The organism is Neobacillus drentensis (assembly GCF_036966985.1).
Taxonomy (GTDB): Bacteria; Bacillota; Bacilli; order Bacillales; family Cytobacillaceae; genus Neobacillus; species Neobacillus drentensis_E.
On sequence record NZ_JBALSN010000174.1, the window covers coordinates 1 to 21,285 of the forward strand.

General features: G+C 38.6%; 22 protein-coding genes. 4 read left to right on the plus strand and 18 right to left on the minus strand.

Translation table 11 applies throughout. From position 1 onward, the window contains the following. Positions 1-216: 216 nt before the first annotated feature. On the plus strand, positions 217-981 hold the full coding sequence (locus V7659_RS11810) for an IclR family transcriptional regulator (protein WP_335540183.1): 765 nt from the start codon (positions 217-219) through the stop codon (positions 979-981). A gap of 67 nt (positions 982-1,048) precedes the next feature. Here the strand turns inward: V7659_RS11810 and V7659_RS11815 are convergent, their stop codons facing one another. The 4 genes from V7659_RS11815 to kduI form a co-directional block, all read right to left on the minus strand. Next, entirely contained in the window at positions 1,049-1,999 is a 951-nt protein-coding gene (locus V7659_RS11815; protein ID WP_335540184.1) for a sugar kinase, read from the minus strand. Positions 2,000-2,060: 61 nt separating this feature from the next. Continuing rightward, positions 2,061-3,053: a 2-keto-3-deoxygluconate transporter gene (gene kdgT / locus V7659_RS11820; protein WP_335540185.1), complete on the minus strand. Its 993-nt coding sequence runs from the start codon at positions 3,051-3,053 to the stop codon at positions 2,061-2,063. A 169-nt stretch (positions 3,054-3,222) separates the two neighbouring features. Beyond that, positions 3,223-3,999, minus strand: coding sequence for a 2-dehydro-3-deoxy-D-gluconate 5-dehydrogenase KduD (gene kduD, locus V7659_RS11825; protein WP_335540186.1), 777 nt, complete (start codon positions 3,997-3,999; stop codon positions 3,223-3,225). Positions 4,000-4,047: 48 nt separating this feature from the next. Continuing rightward, complete coding sequence (kduI, locus tag V7659_RS11830) at positions 4,048-4,878, minus strand: 5-dehydro-4-deoxy-D-glucuronate isomerase (RefSeq protein WP_335540187.1); 831 nt, start codon at positions 4,876-4,878, stop codon at positions 4,048-4,050. A gap of 390 nt (positions 4,879-5,268) precedes the next feature. On the opposite strand from kduI, the gene V7659_RS11835 reads away from it, so the two are divergent. Continuing rightward, positions 5,269-6,285: a S66 family peptidase gene (locus tag V7659_RS11835; RefSeq protein WP_335540188.1), complete on the plus strand. Its 1,017-nt coding sequence runs from the start codon at positions 5,269-5,271 to the stop codon at positions 6,283-6,285. Positions 6,286-6,353: 68 nt separating this feature from the next. Here V7659_RS11835 and V7659_RS11840 read toward each other — a convergent pair whose 3' ends face one another. Both V7659_RS11840 and V7659_RS11845 read right to left on the minus strand, forming a co-directional pair. Beyond that, entirely contained in the window at positions 6,354-6,800 is a 447-nt protein-coding gene (locus V7659_RS11840) for a DUF2085 domain-containing protein (RefSeq protein WP_335540189.1), read from the minus strand. After that, positions 6,691-6,972 (minus strand): hypothetical protein, encoded by a 282-nt coding sequence (locus tag V7659_RS11845; RefSeq protein ID WP_335540204.1) that lies wholly within the window; start codon positions 6,970-6,972, stop codon positions 6,691-6,693. Before V7659_RS11845 ends, V7659_RS11840 begins: the two co-directional genes overlap by 110 nt. A 469-nt stretch (positions 6,973-7,441) precedes the next feature. Between V7659_RS11845 and V7659_RS11850 the strand changes: the two genes are divergently transcribed. Together V7659_RS11850 and V7659_RS11855 are read left to right on the plus strand one after the other, a co-directional pair. Then, a complete protein-coding gene (locus V7659_RS11850) occupies positions 7,442-7,921 on the plus strand; it encodes a GyrI-like domain-containing protein (RefSeq protein WP_335540190.1) in 480 nt (159 codons plus the stop codon). A 182-nt stretch (positions 7,922-8,103) separates the two neighbouring features. Next, positions 8,104-8,247, plus strand: a complete 144-nt coding sequence (locus tag V7659_RS11855) for a hypothetical protein (protein ID WP_335540191.1) — start codon at positions 8,104-8,106, stop codon at positions 8,245-8,247. On the opposite strand, the gene V7659_RS11860 is transcribed toward V7659_RS11855, so the two are convergent. From V7659_RS11860 to V7659_RS11915, 12 genes are all read right to left on the minus strand, one after another. Beyond that, positions 8,230-9,135, minus strand: a complete 906-nt coding sequence (locus V7659_RS11860; protein ID WP_335540192.1) for a hypothetical protein — start codon at positions 9,133-9,135, stop codon at positions 8,230-8,232. The two genes, V7659_RS11855 and V7659_RS11860, sit on opposite strands and share 18 nt — an antisense overlap. A gap of 125 nt (positions 9,136-9,260) precedes the next feature. Further along, positions 9,261-9,776 (minus strand): TetR/AcrR family transcriptional regulator, encoded by a 516-nt coding sequence (locus V7659_RS11865; RefSeq protein WP_335540193.1) that lies wholly within the window; start codon positions 9,774-9,776, stop codon positions 9,261-9,263. Positions 9,777-9,919: 143 nt separating this feature from the next. Continuing rightward, positions 9,920-10,447, minus strand: a complete 528-nt coding sequence (locus V7659_RS11870; protein ID WP_335540194.1) for a DUF3231 family protein — start codon at positions 10,445-10,447, stop codon at positions 9,920-9,922. A 54-nt stretch (positions 10,448-10,501) separates the two neighbouring features. Beyond that, on the minus strand, positions 10,502-12,205 hold the full coding sequence (locus V7659_RS11875; RefSeq protein WP_335540195.1) for a GMC family oxidoreductase N-terminal domain-containing protein: 1,704 nt from the start codon (positions 12,203-12,205) through the stop codon (positions 10,502-10,504). Continuing rightward, positions 12,187-12,852 (minus strand): hypothetical protein, encoded by a 666-nt coding sequence (locus tag V7659_RS11880; RefSeq protein ID WP_335540196.1) that lies wholly within the window; start codon positions 12,850-12,852, stop codon positions 12,187-12,189. Before V7659_RS11880 ends, V7659_RS11875 begins: the two co-directional genes overlap by 19 nt. A gap of 143 nt (positions 12,853-12,995) precedes the next feature. Continuing rightward, positions 12,996-13,703, minus strand: a complete 708-nt coding sequence (locus tag V7659_RS11885) for a CAP domain-containing protein (RefSeq protein WP_335540203.1) — start codon at positions 13,701-13,703, stop codon at positions 12,996-12,998. Positions 13,704-14,004: 301 nt separating this feature from the next. Further along, on the minus strand, positions 14,005-14,976 hold the full coding sequence (locus V7659_RS11890; RefSeq protein WP_335540197.1) for a 2-hydroxyacid dehydrogenase: 972 nt from the start codon (positions 14,974-14,976) through the stop codon (positions 14,005-14,007). 31 nt (positions 14,977-15,007) lie between these two features. Beyond that, positions 15,008-16,162: an ROK family protein gene (locus V7659_RS11895; protein WP_420491255.1), complete on the minus strand. Its 1,155-nt coding sequence runs from the start codon at positions 16,160-16,162 to the stop codon at positions 15,008-15,010. 413 nt (positions 16,163-16,575) lie between these two features. After that, positions 16,576-17,823 (minus strand): Ger(x)C family spore germination protein, encoded by a 1,248-nt coding sequence (locus tag V7659_RS11900; RefSeq protein ID WP_335540199.1) that lies wholly within the window; start codon positions 17,821-17,823, stop codon positions 16,576-16,578. Further along, a complete protein-coding gene (locus V7659_RS11905; protein ID WP_335540200.1) occupies positions 17,798-18,907 on the minus strand; it encodes a GerAB/ArcD/ProY family transporter in 1,110 nt (369 codons plus the stop codon). Before V7659_RS11905 ends, V7659_RS11900 begins: the two co-directional genes overlap by 26 nt. A gap of 7 nt (positions 18,908-18,914) precedes the next feature. Beyond that, positions 18,915-20,456, minus strand: a complete 1,542-nt coding sequence (locus V7659_RS11910; RefSeq protein ID WP_335540201.1) for a spore germination protein — start codon at positions 20,454-20,456, stop codon at positions 18,915-18,917. Positions 20,457-20,541: 85 nt separating this feature from the next. Then, positions 20,542-21,042, minus strand: a complete 501-nt coding sequence (locus tag V7659_RS11915; protein ID WP_335540202.1) for a protease inhibitor I9 family protein — start codon at positions 21,040-21,042, stop codon at positions 20,542-20,544. Positions 21,043-21,285 lie beyond the last annotated feature (243 nt).

Here is a 21,285-nt window from a genome sequence, read left to right on the forward strand (position 1 = left end):
CAGCAACCACACCACATTCCGCAATTTTCGTTAAGATACTGATTTTTTTCATCATCACAGTCACTTTCTTTCTACTTATTTTCTTTTCACAAAAATATTTTCAATTAGTTTTCATTGTTCTTATTTAAATTTACAAAATCATACTCTTATCGTATCATATAATAGAACAGCGTTCCAAAAATATGAACTGAAAAACACTTAAAAGAGGTAGAAATCATGTCTAATGTTCAATCCCTTGAAAGAGCTCTTACCATATTAAACAAGCTTTCTGAATATCCCGACGGCATCCAGATTACGCGGCTAGCGGAGCAGGTTGGACTGACAAAAGGTACCCTTCATCGATTATTATCTACACTATCAAATATGAATTATGTTGTGAAAGATGAAGAAACCGACAAATATAAACTTGGCTTACAAGTCCTCTTTCTTTCTAGAAACCTTTTAAATCAATCGAACATTGTCACGATTGCAAAGCCATTTTTAGAAAAATTAGTACAAGAAGTGAATGAAACCGTTCATTTATGCATAGAAGACCGCGGCGAAGTGATTTATATTGATAAAATTGAAAGCAATCAAACCATTCGGATGTATTCGCGCATTGGAAGCAGAGCCCCCATGTACCGCACCGCTGTTGGAAAAATATTACTTTCCGATATGAGTCCGGACAAATTTGAAGACATCGTTTCAAATATTACCTTTATTCCAAAAACACCTACAACGATTACATCTAAAGAAGAACTCATCAAAGAAATTGAAATGGTGAAACTCCAAGGTTATGCCTTAGACAATGCCGAGAATGAAGAAGTATTAAGATGTATTGCATCACCTATTTACGATCATAAAGGCAAGATTGTTGCCAGTTTTAGTATTTCTGGACCTAATAATCGAGTAACGATGGATCTAATCAACCATACATTAATAGACAAAATGAAACAGTATAGTATCGCCATTTCAAGAAACCTTGGCTATACAGGTTCTTAAACAAGATAATTTAAAGGTAAAGAAAACCAGATAAAGCGGTCTTCTTTACCTTTTTTCATTTCTACAATTAACGCTTCTCCAATGATTCTTCAATAAAAACTTCTAAGTTGGCTCGATTAGGTAATCCGTCGTTATCTCCGGGAGACATCACTGCAAGGGCACCGATAGCTGTTCCGCGTTTTACCGCTTCCTTCAATGGTAAACCTTCTAATATCCCACTGACCACTCCAACAGCAAATCCGTCACCAGCACCTACCGTATCAACAACTTTCTTTACTGGGAATCCCTCGGTGTAGAATTGCTCACCTTGTGAACTTGTGAACGCCCCCGCTGCCCCGAGCTTAATTACAACAGTTTTTACACCAGCAGCGTGATAATAAGCAGCAATCTCATGTACGTCTTCTTTACCCGTTAACAGTTTCCCTTCCTCAATGCCTGGAAGAACAATGTCTGCTCGGCAGGCCAGGTCATTAATGATCTGAACCATTTCTTGTTTGTCTGCCCAAAGGCCCGGACGCAAGTTAGGATCATACGAAATTTGCACGCCGCGTTCACGAGCCACTTTCATGAGTTCGTATACCATCTCACGACACCCTGCGGATAATGCTGGTGGAATACCCGTTAAATGAATGTGGTCAAATCCATCCCAGTTCAAATGAGCGATGGTTTCCACGTCCATATGTGAAGCTGCCGAATTTTTACGGGCTGAAAACACTTCTGGATCACCGCTTACGACCTTTTCCTTCCACTGCATTCCTGTTAAATAGTTTGCATTATACGTCACATATGTCGTATCAATGGCATTCTGCCTAAGAAACGTTTCGATATTTTTGCCAAAAGGGTCCATTCCTAGTTGGGTAATATAGGTAACTTCATGCCCCAAGCGTGACATCCCAATGGAAAAATTGACCTCCGCCCCAGCAACAAAACGATCAAATTGCTCAACCTTTTCTAAGGAACCCTCTTGGTTGGCTACAAAGAGAGCCATTGGTTCTCCTACAGTCATAATTCTACTCATTCGATTCTCTCCTTAATCGAAAGAGAGACATACGCTGAATATGTCCCCCTTGATTTATTTATCAAGCCGTTGCTTTGCTTCCGTCCGGCACAACTGATCCTTTGTTTTTCTTTTTCATATATTGTGACCAATAGGCAGTTAAAATCGGAACTAATATCGATGTGACGATCACAGATGCGGCACATAAAGCCGTTGCCGATTGCGCAACTGGAAGAAATTCAGGTTTCATCGTGGCAATGATCATTGGATTGGCCACTGCAGCCCCTGCTGTACTTGATGCTGCAAGTCCTGCTGTACCGTTTCCGCCACCGATAAACTTATCAGCCAGCATCAATGGAATACCAGTGATAGCGATTACAAGAAGACCCAATAAAATACCTGCAAGACCAGTCTTCGCAATTACCGTCAGATCAATCGAGTTACCAAGAGCAAATCCAAAGAATGGAATCATGGTATGTGTAGCTTTACTGAAAAATTCACGGAAATCTTTATCCAAGTTACCAAGAATAAACCCTACTAAGAAAGGTAAGACAGCGCCTACGAATGCTTGCGGTTGAAATGCAGCTAACCCAGTTGAACCAAGAATTAACATGGTCACTAGTGGACCTGATTCAAGTGACATAAGGACAAATGCACCAGCTTCTTCTTTACTGCCATACTGCTGCATAATAGAAGCATATAAACCGCCGTTTGTCATATCCATGCATGCGATTAAAGCGAGAACAGAGAACCCTGCAAAAAAGCCTGTTTGAATCCCGCCATCTGGGATAAACATAGATGCAACCATGGCAACAATCCATGCAACCGCTATCTTAGTTACCACAAGTGTTCCTGATTTTCGTAAAACCGTACCTGTTGCTTTAATATTGATTCCTGCACCCATACAGAAAAACCAGACTGCTAGAATTGGAACCGTACCGGTCATTAACCCATTTGTAAATGAACCAAAATACTCTCCAGATTTTGGGGCGAGTGTATGAATAATTGCACCTAAAAATAATGGAACCAGCATTAGACCACCAGGGATTTTTTCCATCGTCTTCATAATTTTCATAATTTGCATACCTTACCTTTCGGTTAATAATGGGTAATTTTTTAGTAAAAAAGTTGAGACATGCTGTGTTATGTTCCTAAATCAACTATTGATAATCAAAGGCGGCATTATGTAAGCGTTATTATTGAAACCGCCTTTGACACTTGAATCTCTATTTCCCTTTGCCGGATTAACGGGCTAACCAACCACCGTCAACTGCTAGAATATGGCCATTCATATAATCGGAGGCCTTACTAGATAAGAAGACTACTACACCCATAAGGTCTGATGGATCAGCCCATCTTCCAGCTGGAATACGAGAGAGGATTTCCGCATTTCGAACTTCATCCTCACGAATTGGCGCTGTATTAGCCGTAGCAATATACCCTGGCGCAATCGCATTAATTTGGATATTGTAATGGCCTAATTCATTAGCAAATGCTTTTGTAAGACCAGCCACTCCATGCTTACTTGCTGTGTAAGGCGGAATAAATTTTCCACCTTGGAAGGACAGCATGGAACCAATATTGATAATTTTTCCGCTTTCTTGCTTAGCCATGACTCTAGCAACCTCTTGACTTAGAAAGTAGACTGCGTTCAGGTTAATATCCATAACCGCATCCCAATCCTCTTGTTTGTATTCTAGTAATGGCGTACGACGGATGGTTCCTGCATTATTCACGAGAATATCTATTTTTCCATAGACCTTCAGACACTCATCTACAATATTCTTAATATTTTCCCTTACCGTTAAGTCGGCCTGATGAAAGTGAACTGTGCGTCCAGTCTCTTCAATCAGAGCTCTCGTTTCATCCCAATTGGTATCGTGGGAAACAATAAATAAATCTGCTCCTGCTTTCGCTAAGGCGATTGCATACCCTTGGCCAAGACCAGTATTTCCTCCTGTCACAATCGCAACCTTACCTGTTAGTGTAAAAAAATCTAGTGAAAAATCTCTTAAACTCATTTGCTAAGCACCTCTTCTTTTATGTCTTCTAATTTTGCAGTTTACAAGTTATCTCAATTGGTCCATGGTTACTTGATCCATATCGTTATAGGTTTTATTTTCTCCTGCCATTGCCCAGATAAAAGTATAATTACTAGTTGCACTTCCGCAATGAATCGACCATGGCGGTGAAATGACCGCTTGTTCGTTCTTCATCACAAGATGACGTGTTTCTGTTGGCTCACCCATCATATGGAACATTCTTGCATTTTCATCCAAATCAATATATAGGTAGACTTCCATTCTGCGGTCATGTGTATGAGTTGGCATCGAATTCCATACGCTTCCCGTATTTAATTGCGTCAAGCCCATTACAACCTGGCAGCTTTGGATTCCCTCATTATGTATCATGCGGCGAATCACTCGATCATTGGCATTTTCAAGTGACCCTAATCGATCACCTTCAATATCCTTAAAGGCTACGTGTTGAACTGGATACTCTTTATGTGCTGGTGCAGAGAATAAATAATACTTTGCTGGACTTACAGTGGATTCACTCGTGAAAAGTAACTCTTTCTTTCCTAATCCAACATATAAGCAATCTTTGTTTTCCATTTCATATGTCTCGCCATCAACGGTAATCTTCCCGCTTCCCCCAATATTGAAAATGCCAACTTCTCTGCGCTCTAAAAAGTAATCGGCTTTGATTTGGTCATATCCTTTTAAAGAAATCGTCTCTCCCATTGGCGTGATGCCACCAACAATGGCACGGTCTTCCATCGTATACACGAGTTTGGTTTCGCCTGGCACAAATAATTCTTCAATTAGATAGTGTTTGCGAAGTTCCTCGGTTGTAAATGTTTTTGCATGGTCTGGGTGTGTTGAGTACCTTGTTTCCACAGTATCCACTTCCTTATATTTAATGGTTTTATCTCGGATAATTTTGTTCCACATCGTGGTACGATGTTTCATAATTTAATTATAGCGTTTTCATCTTCAAATGGCTAGTAGTAATTTGACAAAAAAATGAATTTTATATTTTAAAGATGTTGATTGACTATTCTTATACAAATGCCTTACAGATAAAAAAAGGGGGAGAGTTGTTGTACTTATAAGGACCGGATGTGCTTATATTTCACTGGAGAGGTCTATAAGAACGGTTTATAACGACCTGTCCTTCTTTTTTTCTCTGAATCAGTCTATAAGAATGGTGCATTACTAAAAAAATCTAGTGAAGTTTCCTTAATTTTTGGTAAAATCATGTAAAAGTATTTTTGGGGGATTTTTATTATGATTACCTATCCGAAGTTAAAAAAGGGAGCTGCCATTGGAGTAACCGCACCTTCTTCTGGTGTACCTGCACCATTAAATGAAGTCATTAAACAAGCATGCAGCCGGATGGAGCAAAGAGGATTCACTGTGGTCTGTGGAGAAACAAGTTGGACTCAAGACAAGGCTAAATCAGCTCCAGCTTTAATCCGTGCAGCTGAATTTAATTCAATGATGGGGAACAGCGCCATTGACATTATCATTCCACCTTGGGGCGGGGAATTGTTAATCGAGATTCTCGAACATATAGACTTTGAAAATATTAATAAGAAGTGGGTTTTAGGCTATTCAGATGTTAGCGTGCTTTTGCTTGCGATTACCTTGAAAACAGGTATCGCTACCGCTCATGGGACAAATCTCGTAGATTTAAGAGGAGAATTAATGGATGAAACGACCGCCATGTGGGAGTCTGTGTTAGCAACGAACTCGGGAGAAGCTATTATTCAGCATTCCTCTGAACATTATCAAAAGGAATGGCAGCATTCGAATCCCTCACCCTGTGTCTTTCATTTAACCGAAAAGACTGTTTGGAAAGTTGTCGGGAACCAACCTGTTAAAATCCAAGGTCGATTGCTCGGTGGATGTATAGACATTATCAGACATCTAATCGGGACACCATTCGGTGATGTAGATGCTTTTAGAAAAAAACATATAAACGGAGAGCCTGTTATTTGGTATTTAGAGAATTGTGAAATGAATACTGCTGACTTGCGAAGATCCTTGGTCCAAATGAAATTAGCTGGTTGGTTTGAAAACTGTTCTGGCCTAATGTTTGGACGGAGTGAAGCCAATAAGCCCGTTGAAAACTATACAGTGGAAGATGTTTATCAAGACCTTGCTGATGAGCTTAAAATACCCGTTATTTATGATATTGATTGCGGGCACCTTCCACCACAAATCACCTTTATCAATGGAGCATTTGCGGAGGTAGAGGTCTCAGAAGGTAATGGAGTGGTTAATCAGATTTTTCGAACATAATTTAACCGAAAATAAAGGCAAAAAGGGCTGCCACATTGGCAGCCCAAATTAATAACAAGAAGTTAGTTTTATCCACCTAAAAGCCTGGTTATTATTAAATCACTGCCTGTTACGATAACGATACTTTGCCCAAAACCACTCAAAATACCAGTCGTAACTCTCAAGATATTATTACTCATCCGATACTTCCTTTTCTGAGTCCACCCATCAATAACCATCGGAACATTTAAAAGGAGCCCGAGCAATAATGAAAAATGTATTCCTGCTATCAACAAAAGCGGGAAAAGTAAATAGCCTGCCAAGATTCCCGTGCACCTTGCACATAAAGGGAGAGTATATCCCTTTAAGGTTATACTCCGAGACTTCATCCGATGACATGGAACGATATCTAGCCATCTCATTAGATTAATTACAATCCGGTCCGCAATCACAATCTGGCCCACAGTCAAAGTCAGGGATACAATCGCAATCGGGAGTCCAATCATATTTCTTTTTTCTATGCTTCTTTTTCCCATAATAAATCAAAATAAACAGCAATAGTACGATTCCTGCACCAATTGCAATCACACCGACTGTTATCGTTCCTTTTACCAATAAAGTGGTACCCACGACAAAACATATAATCATTGCCGTTAAGAATAGAAAAAACATCCCCATCACCTTTGTATTTAGAATTAACTTATCCATTTTGCTAAGTATTCCCTGAATCCTTATCATGATTAAAGCTTTATAGAATTCTATCATTCTATTCGCCTTTGAAGAATATCTTTCGTTCACTTTTTATTATTCATTATTGATTTTCGTGTAGGTATGATAATTCATAGGCGGAGAATTTCCGGCTAATGTATATAGAGGAGGCTTAAGAAGTAGATATAAGCGGAGAAATTCCGATTAACTGCTTTAAATAAGACAAAATCCAAGGATTTGGATAATATAAACGGAAAAACTTCCTTTATTTTTAAGGAAATATGGGTATTTCCCAATATAAAGGGAATTTTTCCGTTTATTTTTTAAACACAGTGAAATCAACATTCAGTTATAACAGAGCCAATTTATAAAAAGAGCTTTTTCCTAATTTAAAGGTTTGAATTTGACAGGAATTCATAATGTATAGTTGTTATACTATGGATATCCACCATTGAAAGGAGCCGAATCTATGAAATATAAAATAATCGAAAGAGAATGTTTTCAAGTAGTCGGCATCAAGCGGGTTTTTTCATGTGCCAATGGAGAGAATTTGACAGAGATCCCCAAAATGTGGACTGATGTTCATCAAGATGGAACCAATGATTTATTATTCAAGTTGAATAACGGGGACATTAACGGCGTCCTTGGAGTATGTGTCGATAAACGAAGCACGCAGACACAATTAATAGATTACTGGATTGCTACGGAACATACTGGTGCCACTCCCGATGGCTTAATGAATCTCGAGATACCCGCTTCAAAGTGGGCGGTATTTGAAGTGCACGGTGCAATGCCTGATGCTATTCAAAAAGTGTGGAAACAAATATACACCGAATGGTTCCCCTCCAGCCATTACAAGCATGCAGGGACGCCAGATTTAGAAGTCTATTCCGCTGGTGATCCTTGGAGCGCTGATTACTACTCGGAAATATGGATTCCTTTAATATAGGAAGTTAATTTTTCTAATCAAACGTTTGGTTAGTTTCTCTAATTCAGGAAAATCAATGGTTCTGGCGATTCAATCAGACGTTTGATTAGTTTAACAGTCAATAAATTAATGGATGATTAACATCTAGTTCATATTTTATTAATAATCTAGCGGTATAGTACATATTAGAGGGGATAGCATGCGTGGCTATCATGGTATTTGGCGTAGGCGGAGCCGATACTCAGGAAAGAGCACCAAATAAAAATGATGCTCCCTTAACTGTAGTTAAAACCACTTTGGACAAGAGGGTAAAACAGGATATTCATTACTTACTTTCCTTTCATTAAGGGAAGCAGATTTGAGGATAACAAGTTAGCCTTCCTTTGCTTTATCCAAAATACATATGCGATGGTTAACGTTCCAAACCAAACGAGTACTGACAGGATTCCGAGGATGGGTAATGGAGTCAGTTCAAATACTGTACGCCCTAATGCAGTTTGGATGCCTATCAAAAGTATTGAGAGCATCCAAGCGATACACCCAGAATGAATCAGCCGTTTTTTTACACGATCCCTCACCTGAGCTTTTTCCAAAAGCCAAGCAGGTAAGATTAATGTTTGCAGCGCGTGAAATCCAACCCCATGCAGGACAATGACATTCCCCCCATCCCCTGTTAGGCGGTCTTGTAGGACAATCATCCATAGACCAGCAAAATTAGCTGCCAGAACAGATAGAAAGGCATAGCGAATCCCCATGATAAGCAAGGGCCGTTCAAAAGGACGTTTCATTCGTAAAAAATGAATCGTAAGGACAATTGCTAAGAAGACCAGTACTAAAGAAACAACCCCAAACAACATTCCAGCCACCATATCAACAACTGTTCCTTCACGTGTAAATCTAGGGCTAATTCCTCTAAAGTTCTGAACCGTTTCAATGGTAAAAGAATATAAGCTTGCTATGATAAATGACCACCGCACCGCTTTCCTCTTCCCTGCTTTAAATCTTGTAAGCGGTAAAATCGCAGCCATCGATAGCATAAACACGCCAATTGCGGCATTAAAGGAAAAAGCATCCTTCAAGTTGCCTTCCGGTGCCTTAATCGGTCCTTGAAAATTGATATAAAGTGCGATGCCTGCCGAAAGAAGGAATCCGATCATACCAGTAAGGACTAGACCTCTTTCTCCTTCAAAAAGCTTATAGGACTGCTCAACTTCATTTCGATTTCCCTTAAACATATATAGTCCCTTCTTTCAATCGATTTATTTATCAGTCAATAAATAATCTTGCAAAAAAATAATGCATATTTATTTATTAATCAATAAATAGAATTGTAATAAAAAAGAGCGGTTTAAGCTCCATTTTAACAATTATCTTTTCCTGGTGTTAATTGCGGCAAATTTAATACTTCTGCAAGTGTAATTAATAAACCTGTGCCAATAAACTGAGAGGCTATCTCTTTGGCATTTGAAATCCCTGCATTTTCAAATTTTAAAGTGAGCGATTCAAAAATGGTTAAAAATAAATTTCTAACGTGTTCGCGAATCCCGATATCTGATATGGCATATGCCTGCATAACCATCAATACCTCATCACGATGTGTTTGAATAATTTGTTCAAATGCATGCCCCATCGTTTCAATTAATCGATCGGCAGGAGCTTGAATTTTTGCAAAAGTGTCATAAATGCGGCTGAATGCACGATCAATAACAGCTTTGAACAATTCTTCCTTGTTTTCAAAAAAATGAAATACATAGGGCTGTGTCACTCCTGCAGCTTTTGCCACCATTGCCGTTGTTGCTTTATAATACCCCCTTTCGGCGAAGACACCTACTGCATTTTCGATTATGAGTTCTTTTTTATCTTCTCGGACTGCCACTACTGCTACCATCCTTTTCAACATCAATTTATTTATTGATTGATTAATAAATAAATNNCAATAGGTTCAAAAATATTAAAAACCTACAAATTGACTATCTTTGTAGGTTAGAAAAAAACTTTTTTATTAATACTCTAGATTAACTAAGCTTTGTAATAAGGCGGAATACGCAACCACTCGTGGCGATCCAAATATTGTTTTACCGTTAAGCCAGCAGTAGTCTTTTTCAAGATAATTTTCGAAAAAATTAAACCAACATCGGCTCGAATGGATTCAGTAAGTCCTCTGGCTGCATAATTAACTCCCATAGCAAGATTGTAGGACATTAAATTAGCCATCTCTTCATCGTTTAATTTAGCACCTTCGGGAATACTCTTAAAATCTCCAACCGGTTTTTCCGGTGTTGATTGTGGAAATGGGACCCCTTCATTCATGAGAAACTCTTTCAGCTCGTCTCTAATCGGAATATGAACGGTTTCTCTGATATCCTTTAAAATTTGCTTTAATTCCGGATCTTGAGCAAGATTGTAACCGATTTCCTCATTACGCATAGTCGTTTCCGTTCCTAATAGAAAAAACCATAGGTTGGAAACCTCCATGACATTTAATGGTCTTTTTTCGCCGTCCATAAATGGTTCAAAAACATCTTGAATTAAGTCAAATAATTTCATGTTTAAAGATCCCACCAAACTTTGATTTATATAAAAGTAGGATTTCCAAGCATGCTAAGTAAAATACTTATTAAATAGTTTCTCTGCTGTACGGGTAGCTAAAGCCTGTGTCGTAAGGGTAGGATTGACTCCGCCTAAACTATTATAATGGACGCTGTTGTCTGCGATATATAACCTGTTTACTTGAAATGCTTCGCAATTCTGATCAACAACAAAACCCATTCGCATCGTACTTTCCATATGAATCATCATTCCGGCCGGCCAATTTGTCCATATTATTTTTTTAGCTCCAGCTTTTCGTAACAAATCTGCCGCTATCTTAACTAGGTGGTTTCGTTTTCTTCTGGATGCTTTTGCAGGCTGATAGGTCACAACAGGCACTGAACCATTTTCATCACTCAGTACCGGGTCGAGAGTAATTCCATTTCGCTGATCGACTTCATCATCTGTACTTACTAAAATATTCAACGTTCTACGGTAGGAATCCATGGCTTCTTTTAAATCATATCCAAAAAGACGTCCCTTGATATCCCAGGGATCGTCTATACTAGGCGGGTTTAAGAAAGAATATCCGGACTCACTCACCCCATAAAAAGAAGCAGTTAAACCTGGGCTCATCCCAACTGTCTGCAGCGTCCCAAATCCAGGATAGTCCAGCCTAGCCCCACAAGTATTTCCTACAAATGGATTAATAGCTGAAGTTCCGAGTATTGGAATCAAGTCCTTTTCATCAAAGATTCCAGATAACCAATCCATATAATGATTAACCAATCCTCTTCCAACCCAAGGATTTTCAGGCAGTCCTGAATTTAACCAGAGTCTTGGGCTTTCAATGCATCCCGACGCCATCACTACGATTTCTGCCCTCAGCTCTTCCTGCTCCCCCGTCCAGGTATCCCTTATTTTCACTCCAACAGCATGCAGCCCTTTAGCAGGGGTGTTTTCTGTTAAAATTTTTATAGCAAAGGAATTGGGTCTTATACAAACATTTCCTGTCTTTAAAGCAAGCGGAATATAACTAACATTTGTGGAGCGTTTGGCCATTTTATCTACAGAAGGTCCATGCGGACACCCGTTGATACAATGACCCGAAAGTGTGCATCCTTCCATCCAAGATAGTTCCTCTACAGAGATGTTTGGATTTTTGATGTGATCATTAGGTGGCAAAATAGCATTAGGCTGCGGCCTATATCCCGGGACGGTCACATCCAGCATAGGAATTAAATCCCACCCAGCCTTCCTTGCACCATAATAAAATAATTCTTCTTTTGCCGTAGTAGCGGCAAAGTTCACCGGTAATGTCGCTTCAACCTTTTCATAATAAGGAATAAGTTCCCGATAAGTTAGGGGCCAAACTTTGTCTATGGTGCTGGGATATGCCCGGGGGCAATTTGCTGTATAGGTCTGTGTGGTTCCCCCAACTCCGGAACATTGCCAAATGACGCCCTTCTGATTAGCATGCCGATACCATTGTGGGCGATTGCGATCCGCGGGGCCCCAACGAAGCCTTCCTGAAACTAAATCATTCATATTCATTTCCTGCTTGTTCAACATTTGTTTATATAGCAGGACATCCAAATCATCTGGTGTCGAACTGGATTCGGCTCCTGGATGTCTATTTGGATTAGGCCACTTTTTGTTCCCGTACCAGGGGCCTGCTTCTATAACCAAAACCTTTAATCCCATTTCTCCCAGCTCTTTTGCTATCACGGCTCCACCGCCGCCAGCACCAATAACAATCACGTCCTGTTTGGCCATTCATTATTCACCTTCTTGTGCCGAATGATTGCTAAGAATCCACGAAAATCACGATATCCAAAAGACGGACCTGGATATTGGGTCTGGAACCATCCATGTGGAAAATATTCCACCCTTCTGAACTCAGGAGGAAATAGTCGTGTGGTTCCGTACGCTGTCCATTCCGAATACTGGCCAAACATAGGGAGTTCATTTAGTGCATCCATCATAATTCGAACAAGTTCTGGATTATTTTTGTATGGGATACTCAAGGTTTCAAGATTAATTTCAAGCTTTTCTATATGGGTAATCGCCCTCAACCTGTCTATCGGAGAAAGTGCTGAAAATGGACCTCCACCAGCGAATGTATGTACATTAAGTGGATATTGGATCTGTCCTGTCCGGATTAATTGAGCGGCGCCTGCGTCTAGTAATTCAGCAGTAGCTTTCGACATAGACCTGCCATCTGCCAAATTTAATTGCGATTTAACCGGGAGAGCAATGGAATGATCCAATATCCAAATGATATATTCATAAACATCTAATTCCAGTGCGCCTGCCACTTGAACAGTTCCTATTGAATTTATATATCTATAATGGGGGGGAATAATCGCCTGAACTAGTGCTTGAAAAGTTGACTTGATATATCGATTTTTAGTTCGCTCCATACCGCACGGTTCCGTTATTTTCAGCACCCCCTTTTAGAATCGAAGAATAATCACTTACACCTCCTATTAATATTTATGTATTTGTTTTTCTATGTCATGAAAAAAAGCCTGAGGACAATTCATCCCCAAGCTTCAAGCACTTATTATTTACCGATAAATTCCTGTGTCCAATAGTTCCCTTGCGCGACATACCCTACCCCAATATAATTGTAGTTCGGGCTGAGTATATTCTTACGGTGTCCTTCACTATTCATCCAAGCTTTGACGACTTCTTCAGGGGTTCGCTGTCCCATGGCAATATTTTCACCTGCATAACGATAGGTAATCCCATACTTTTTCATCATATCAAATGGTGAACCGTATGTTGGGCTTGTATGGCTAAAGTAGCCATTTGCAGACATATCATGTGATTTTTCATGTGCCATTTTGCTAAGTGTTCCATCCACTTTAAGGGCCGGTAAGCCATTTTTAGCTCGTTCTTGATTGGTTAAATCAACTACTTTTTGCTCATAAGTACTTAAGGTACTAGTAGTTTGGGCTGTATTCGTCACAGGTGACGGTTGCTGCTGTACAGGCTGTGGAGCAGTTTGGGCAGGCTCTTGTTTTTCGATCGTTTGATTCGGTTGAGACTGAGTTGGCTGCTTTACAGCATTTTGTGAAAATGTAAATCCTAAACTAGCAAGATATTTCTCAATGACACTATTAATCTCATTTATATTTGACCCTTGGTATACATAGACCTTTTCCTGTACCGACGGGCTATTAGTGGCCGCATGGGCTTTATTTAAAACCGGATTTGACATCATTAATGCCGCTGCAGCTGCAACAGTAAGAATTGCTTTTTTCTTCATCATTGATTCTTCCTCCTATTTCGACAATTTGCCGTTTTTCCACAAATTCATCGTAGCATATGATTTTTGTCATATTTGAGGAAGGATTTTACAATAGAAATGCATGGTCGATTCTATTAGAAACTTCATATCACGCTAACTCCTGATACTCTAAGTCTCTGTCTCTATCAAGAAAAAACGGTTCTCTTTGCGCCACCTACTAAATAACGGAACAATTACCAATAATTATAAAGAAAAATAATATTGACACCTCTTACGACTTTCATTCTTCTTAACAAATATTTCAGAAAAGTATCGTATTTTACTTTTTAGAATTAACTGGGGTAAGGGCACCGCCGCCTGTTAATACACTTAACATATTATCGGCTGCTAAATGTGCCATCTTCATTCTTGTTTTCACACTTGCACTTCCAATGTGCGGGAGTGTTACCACATTTGGCAAGGACAATAAGGGGTGATCCAATGATACGGGTTCTTGTTCAAATACATCCAGCCCGGCTCCCCAAATCTCTCCATTTTTTAATGAATGATATAATGCTTCTTCATCAACAATTCCCCCTCTTGCGGTATTGATCAGAATCGCATCTTTTTTCATGAGTGACAATTCTTCTTTACCGATCAAGTGGTGAACTTCAGGACTGTACGGCAGCAGCAGGCAAACAAAATCTGATTGCTGCAACAAGTCCTTCATTTCTCTGTAATGAATCCCTAGCTGTTCTTCTTTTTCCAGTTTCCGTGTCCGATTATGATAAAGAACGTTCATATCGAACCCCTTAGCCCGCTTAACGAGGGCCTCGCCAATTCTGCCTAATCCAATAATTCCTAAGGTGGCCCCATATATATCTTGTCCAGTCATTTGCATAAGGGACCAGGCGCCCCATTTTCCACTGCGTAAATAATCCGACCCCTCCACGACTCTTCTGGCTGCTGACATTAGTAGAGTGAACGTTAAATCTGCTGTCGTTTCGGTTAATACGCCAGGTGTGTTAGTTACGATCATTCCCTCCTCTGTTGCCGTTTGAATATCGATATTATTATAGCCCACTGCAATATTACTAATGACCTTTAACTGTTTCGCTTTACTTAGAACCTCTTCATCTATCTTTTCTGTTAATAGACAGATCAGACCGTCTACCTCTTCTATTTCTTTAAATAACACATCCCTTGGAACAGGTACATTTTCTTCAGACCACATCTTTACAAGAAATTGACTTGAGAGTTTATCGACAATTTCCCCTGGTAGTTTTCTCGTAATATAAATCGTTTTTTTCAAACCGCACGCCACCTTTCAGCATACACATGATTTAAGATGTAAACATTTCTAAGAAATGTTCAATAACAATCGAAGACGTCCCTAAGGCAGGAGCATTTTTTCCTAAGGAAGAGAGAAATAGTTCCTGACTGTTGCTAAACTGGTCATTACTCCTCGATGAAATAGAATTTCTAATTGAGTTCATAACCATAGGCAGAGCTTCAACAATGTCATTCCGGATAATAACTGCTTGTGGGTTAAATGTATTTAAGATACTTGTCAATCCAATTCCAAGGTAAAAGCCGAAATTTTGTAACGCCATTAATATATCTGGATCATTTTGGTTGGCCAGATGGATTAGTTCCTGACTGGAATTGAAACGATTGGTTTGCTGAAAAGTGTGGAGTAATGCTTTTTCAGATGCGTATAGTTCCCAGCACCCTTTATTGCCGCAACTGCATTTGAGTCCATTATAGTCGATGGTTAAATGGCCCATTTCACCAGCGATCCCGTTGACCCCTCGATAAATATCATGATTAATGACAATTCCAATCCCGATTCCAGTCCCGACACTCACGTAAATTAAGTTTTCGTAATTTTTAGCTGCACCAAAGACTTTTTCCCCATAGGCACCAGCATTGGCTTCATTTTCAATAAAGACGGGTACTTGAAATTCCTTTTCGATGTCAGCTTTTAAGTCAAGTTGATAATTCCAGTCGACGTTAGGAGTAAAAATGACCTTTTGCTCTGTACTTACAAGACCTGGAACACATATCCCGATGCCAATTAAACCATAAGGAGATTCAGGGATTTGATTACTAAGTTCCTTAATCATGGAAAATAAAACATCTTTGTTTCGATCAAATGATGGTTTCTCCAATTGATGATATTGATCTACGACAATGTTTCCTTTTAAATCTGTTAGAATTCCATTCATAGAGTCAACGCCGATATCAATGCCGATTGAGTAACCGGCATTTTTATTAAAAACAAGCATCACAGGCTTTCTCCCGCCGCTGGATTGCCCTTGTCCGATTTCAAAAATAAGCTTCTTTTCTATTAAAGTATTTACTTGGGAAGATACGGTCGATTTATTTAAACCTGTTATTTCAGATAATCTCGCTCTCGAGATCGGAGAATTAGAAACAATTTCATTCAATAATACCTTTTGGTTCATTTTTTTCACTAATATTTGATCCGCAATCATCAATAGTTTACACCTCGTTTGTATAATGCATAAATTAAGTATCAATTATTTTAATTGTATTATTCCATTATAGATCAACTTTCTGGGGAATTATACTTAAATAATTCAAAATACACGATTGATTAAAGCCATTTATTTTTTTGAGAAACACTAATTTTCAGTTTCTTTATCCAAACAACAAACTAATTATATGTTACTCTATCGCAATAAAAAAGGACTGAATATCAGCCCTCGGTGTTTGCCGATTGAAATTAGTCTTAAAGGATTGAGAAGAAAGGCAGGATGATCAAGCAAAGAGAAAGAAAAAAAATAGCCATTGCACCTATTCTTTGTTTTTCCTTCCACAAGGAAACGCCAAATCCCATGGTATAAACAATAATTAAAAACAGACTAACGTTGATAAATATTCCCAACTACGCCCCCACCTTTGGAGGTTTTTTTGTTCTTTTACCATAATCAACAATTTCAACATCTACTTTCACATGAATGTCCGCTTTCTGATATGATTTTCCCCAATTGAATTTTTTATATTCCTGAATCGTTCCAAAGTATTTTCGGGCATACATGGATAATGGATAGGGTACACCTTTAAATTTTGTTTGTGTTTTTTTTAACAATTTTTCGTTAATTGTTTTTATATGAGCGGCTATATGTTTTTTTACTATTTGTTGATTTTTTTTCTCTGTATAGTTGACCATTGACGGGTTTGAGATAATTTCTATCTTTAAAGGGATGGTTATAAAAATTTTTGGCTTTTGACCCTTTAAGTCCATCTTCACTTTATTATTTTCTGTTTTCATGATTCTTGCTGCAAACTGCAACTGGTCGTCCGAAAAAGGATCAGGTATATCAACCAATATATCTTGGATGTTCGTTGAATCATCTAGAATATTGATATTACGTGTTTCTTGACCGGTTAGCTTATCAATCATCACACCATTTCTGAAGACAGCTGACCCAATAAATTGTGTAGCATCCAGTTCACCTTTAGCATTCAATTGCCCTGCAATGTATTCATCTTCACTTCTTATTTCAGGATTCTTTTCCTCATCGGCTGTTGTGTACATCGCCAAAAAGAGATCTGTCCCTCTTTCCAATGTTTTAAAAAAACGAAAGAGGGTGGAATCGGGGATGAACCCATTTTCAATTCCGTGATTAATCATGAATTGAAAGTATTTATGTGGTCTTGTTTCCATTTTCGGCCGATTATTAATAAAATACTTACTTGCCTTTTCTTTAGATATGGCTAAATGACAATCCAAGCGAATGTCTTTATCCTTTAAGACATCGTAAAACTTCTTAATAAAATCTTTGTCTTGTGCATATTCCTCGGAGACAACAATAATTTTTAATAGTTCATAACTAATATCCCGGGAGATGACGGAATTGCCTGTCGCTTTCGCCGCAATGAAATCATTGGCATCAAATGAGACAATTTCCCGCGGCTTTTCAGTTGACCCACCACCACCTTGCATACTGCCTACTTCTGGATTGGCAAGTAACAAAGTGACTTTAATATTCCCTTCCTCTTTAGAGCGATCTAATCCTAGTCCGATCACATAGGCTTTGTCTTCAATTTCTTGACGATCCCAACAACCTGTCAATAAACAAACAATGACGAAAAACAACAATGTTCTACATACTGCCTCTGTTTTTTTCATGTTTAAATTCTCCCTTTAGCAGTGCAGCCAGCCATAAAGTGATCGAAATAATCAAAAATGTAGGTCCTGTAAAACTTCTTAAAATCGGTTTCAGTTGGAGACTGAGATCATAAGGTGATTCCGGAATGGATCCAATTAATAAATAAAGCGTTGCCAGGGCTGGAATTAGGAATTCAAAGTCTTTAATTTTAAATAACTGACCGAACATAAGTGCATTTATGTACAAAAATGCTGTGAAACGAATAAATGCCGCCATTAACCATGTGACGAAAAATATAATTTCGATATTTGGAAAAAAAGTTCCAATTGAAATAAAACGAATCGCTGTGTGGAATGGATAACCAGTTCCTTTTAAGGATGAATCAAACATACAGATGAAAATAATAAAACCCACACTCAATTGGATGCAGACGTAAACTAAGGCAATCCACGTACCTTTTCGAAAATCTTTGTATGTGGCGATAGACGGTATAATCAAGGCAAACAGAAAAAATTCAGAAAAAAGAGATAGGCTTAGTGAGCTTTGCTTCAATATTTCAAGTTTTCCAGGACCCCAAATGGGGAAAAGGGATTGAATACTGCTATCTTGAGTACTTAATACGAACGAAAGAAACAAGAATAGTACTGCATAGTAAACAACCAGATAGGCAACCGATCCGATATGCTGAATTCCCTTCTTCGCTCCATATGCACAAACGCCCATTAAGAGGGTATAGATGATGACCATAGGTGTCCTATTGAAATAAAACGTCTTTATGATCGATGGATACGTTCTTGAATCGAACGAAATGGAAAAGGAATTAATGATAAATATAAGAAGACAGACAAAAAATCCTATATATTTTCCGAGTAATTTTTGAATAACAGAAAATAGATTTTTGTTTTGATACAACGACATGGTCTTTATTAATAAAAAGAGCGGGATAAAAGAGATTGCGGCCGTTATGATTGGGATCATCCATGCTGCGTTTTGGACCTTTTGAAACAGAGCAGTTGGTGTGTCTTCAGTTATTTTCGCACCAACCATTAAAATTACGATGGACACATATTCACGGATACCAATTTTTCCAGGTTGCTGCTTCATATGTTTTTTATCCCTTTCTTTGTTTGACAGTATCCTTTGGATTTAAATACCCTGGGCGAAACCTTTCTTTCATAGGAACATGACGAATAATTAAGTCTTTTGAAGAAATGAAATGTGGCGTCATGGGTGCAAAGTAAGGAATGCCAAATGATTTTAATGAAGCTAAATAAAAGAGTCCCGGTATAAATAGAGCTACTGCGCCATAAATCCCCATAAAGGTTGCCGCTAAAATAAATAAAAAACGCGTGATGCGAATAGCAAAATTCATGCTCACATCACTGATAATAAAAGAGCTTAAGCCACTTAAGGCAATAACAATGATGACAATCGGACTAATAATATTCGCTTGAACAGCAGCCTGTCCTAAAATTAATGCACCGACAATCCCAATCGTTGGACCAATAGGGGTTGGCACACGTAGTCCCGCTTCTCGAATGAGTTCAAAGGCGATTTCCATCATTAAGATTTCAACGGTCGATGGAAAAGGAACACGTTCCCTTGTCCCGGCAATGGCCATTAACAAATCAGGCGGGATCATTCCTACATGATAATTTGTAATCGCAATATATAAGGGCGATGCAAACAAGGCGACAAACAAAGCTTGAAATCGCAAAAACCTGATGAAATTACCATAGGGTGTGCGTAGGTAATGATCTTCCGGCGAATGAAACATTGACCAAAAGGTAGCAGGCAGTACCAGACAACTTGGAGAATTTGTCATTAATAAAACGATGTGACCTTCCTCGATGAAGGAGGTGGCCCGGTCAGGACGTTCTGTATATAATATGGATGGAAATAATGACTTTGGTCGTTCTTCTAGATATTGCTCTAAAATACTTAGATCAAGGATCCTATCTGTTTCGAGCGAATCTAACTTATCTTTAATCGTCTGAAGCAATTCATCATTTACTAGGTCTTTTTCATAAACCAAAAATACATCGTTTCTGGATCGTTTCGAAATAACCTTTGCCTCAACAATAAGGTTTTCATTTCTTATCTTTTTACGAAGTAAGGAAATATTATCAATTACCTTTTCGTTAAAAGATTCCTTTGCCCCTTTTACAATCACTTCATTTTCGGATTTCTCAATGGAACGGCCTGTAATTTTCGTCGTTTCAAATAAGTAGCATTGAGTATCACCATCTACAAAGAGTGCGGTGACTCCACCTGTAATAAATTCCGTAATTTCCCCAATATTTGTTGCTGTTCTTTCAGTTGGGTAGGAAGTGATATTTTGAATCTTACCTGACGGCTGATCGTTACCAATTAATTTTTCCAGAATGCCTTCTTGAATGCTTTGTACATCGACCATCGTACTTATGAAAATGATAAAAGCACGACGATCAAGTGAACGGATAGTAAACTCACGTATCTTGATATCGATATTCTTTGGTATACTGAAAATGGACTTAAATGTCTCTAAATTTTGATCATAATTACTGCTAATATCTTGTTTTTTTAGTTCAATATCCTCCGTATTGGACTGTTCGCTAAAATGTGGTTCTGGATTGAGTTTCTTAAAAAGCGGCTTTAAGATTCTTTTCTTCAAAATGAACCACCTCCTAGTTTTTATATAGTTTTCCATTTTTAGGAGGCCTTTATGTATTTAGCGTGAGAATACCGCAACTATATTTTCACAGTTGTTCAAAAGGTAAAGTGGGTGGTGGATCTAGTTTGATTTTTCGATTTAGAGATATTTTTGAGATGACTGACGAGGATTCTGCCAACCTTTTGATTTCATTTGCGGGTAGTTCCATCGACACACCGTTTAAGGCTGTCGTATATTTGTGCCGTAGTGTATAGGGGATCTGATTCTTATCTAATATCTGGTGCAATTCCTTTTGAAACATTAAATGACTTTCTTCTACCTGTTTCTTCGCTTCTTCCAATGTGAAAGGAATTCCCTTTGCCTCTGCTTCTATAACGGCTACTTTAGCTGGCTTTGTTTTAAATTCAATGATAACCGAAATGGTTTGGTCGGTTGAGAGGTCAACCGCAGGATCGATATAGACGGAAGGATTCATCGTTTCTTTCACCTCTTCTCGCTTAACCTTGGGATGATTGTTTTTACTACATCCATAAATTATAGCTAGGATTACCACTGCTAAAATGGATCTACTATAATACTTCTTCATTATTATTGGGTCTCCTTTGAAACAAAAGTGAATTGTACCTTTTAGTATTCACTCTTTATGATGGTTTATTATAGGCGCATGGTATTGAGGAAAGCGTAGTTTGGGGACTTTGGGAACTTCTACGTTACCATCCTGCTTTATTTTTGAGTAGTTGGGGCGCATAGCCCATCTACGTTACTCATCTTCTTCATTTCTGCATAGTTCGGGCGCGTAGATCCCTTCTACGGATTAAGTCCATATAAT

What these genes read in the sequence shown, in the direction of transcription:
- V7659_RS11815 (WP_335540184.1), bottom strand. Translation starts at nt 1,999, where the DNA reads ATGAGTAGAATTATGACTGTAGGAGAACCAATGGCTCTCTTTGTAGCC.
- V7659_RS11845 (WP_335540204.1), bottom strand. Translation starts at nt 6,972, where the DNA reads ATGGATAAGTTAATTCTAAATACAAAGGTGATGGGGATGTTTTTTCTA.
- V7659_RS11860 (WP_335540192.1), bottom strand. Translation starts at nt 9,135, where the DNA reads ATGTTTAAGGGAAATCGAAATGAAGTTGAGCAGTCCTATAAGCTTTTT.
- kduD (WP_335540186.1), bottom strand. Translation starts at nt 3,999, where the DNA reads ATGAGTTTAAGAGATTTTTCACTAGATTTTTTTACACTAACAGGTAAG.
- V7659_RS11915 (WP_335540202.1), bottom strand. Translation starts at nt 21,042, where the DNA reads ATGAAGAAGTATTATAGTAGATCCATTTTAGCAGTGGTAATCCTAGCT.
- V7659_RS11850 (WP_335540190.1), top strand. Translation starts at nt 7,442, where the DNA reads ATGAAATATAAAATAATCGAAAGAGAATGTTTTCAAGTAGTCGGCATC.
- kdgT (WP_335540185.1), bottom strand. Translation starts at nt 3,053, where the DNA reads ATGAAAATTATGAAGACGATGGAAAAAATCCCTGGTGGTCTAATGCTG.
- V7659_RS11885 (WP_335540203.1), bottom strand. Translation starts at nt 13,703, where the DNA reads ATGAAGAAAAAAGCAATTCTTACTGTTGCAGCTGCAGCGGCATTAATG.
- V7659_RS11880 (WP_335540196.1), bottom strand. Translation starts at nt 12,852, where the DNA reads ATGGAGCGAACTAAAAATCGATATATCAAGTCAACTTTTCAAGCACTA.
- V7659_RS11905 (WP_335540200.1), bottom strand. Translation starts at nt 18,907, where the DNA reads ATGAAGCAGCAACCTGGAAAAATTGGTATCCGTGAATATGTGTCCATC.
- V7659_RS11810 (WP_335540183.1), top strand. Translation starts at nt 217, where the DNA reads ATGTCTAATGTTCAATCCCTTGAAAGAGCTCTTACCATATTAAACAAG.
- V7659_RS11875 (WP_335540195.1), bottom strand. Translation starts at nt 12,205, where the DNA reads ATGGCCAAACAGGACGTGATTGTTATTGGTGCTGGCGGCGGTGGAGCC.
- V7659_RS11840 (WP_335540189.1), bottom strand. Translation starts at nt 6,800, where the DNA reads ATGGGAAAAAGAAGCATAGAAAAAAGAAATATGATTGGACTCCCGATT.
- V7659_RS11900 (WP_335540199.1), bottom strand. Translation starts at nt 17,823, where the DNA reads ATGAAAAAAACAGAGGCAGTATGTAGAACATTGTTGTTTTTCGTCATT.
- V7659_RS11835 (WP_335540188.1), top strand. Translation starts at nt 5,269, where the DNA reads ATGATTACCTATCCGAAGTTAAAAAAGGGAGCTGCCATTGGAGTAACC.
- V7659_RS11870 (WP_335540194.1), bottom strand. Translation starts at nt 10,447, where the DNA reads ATGAAATTATTTGACTTAATTCAAGATGTTTTTGAACCATTTATGGAC.
- V7659_RS11895 (WP_420491255.1), bottom strand. Translation starts at nt 16,162, where the DNA reads ATGATTGCGGATCAAATATTAGTGAAAAAAATGAACCAAAAGGTATTA.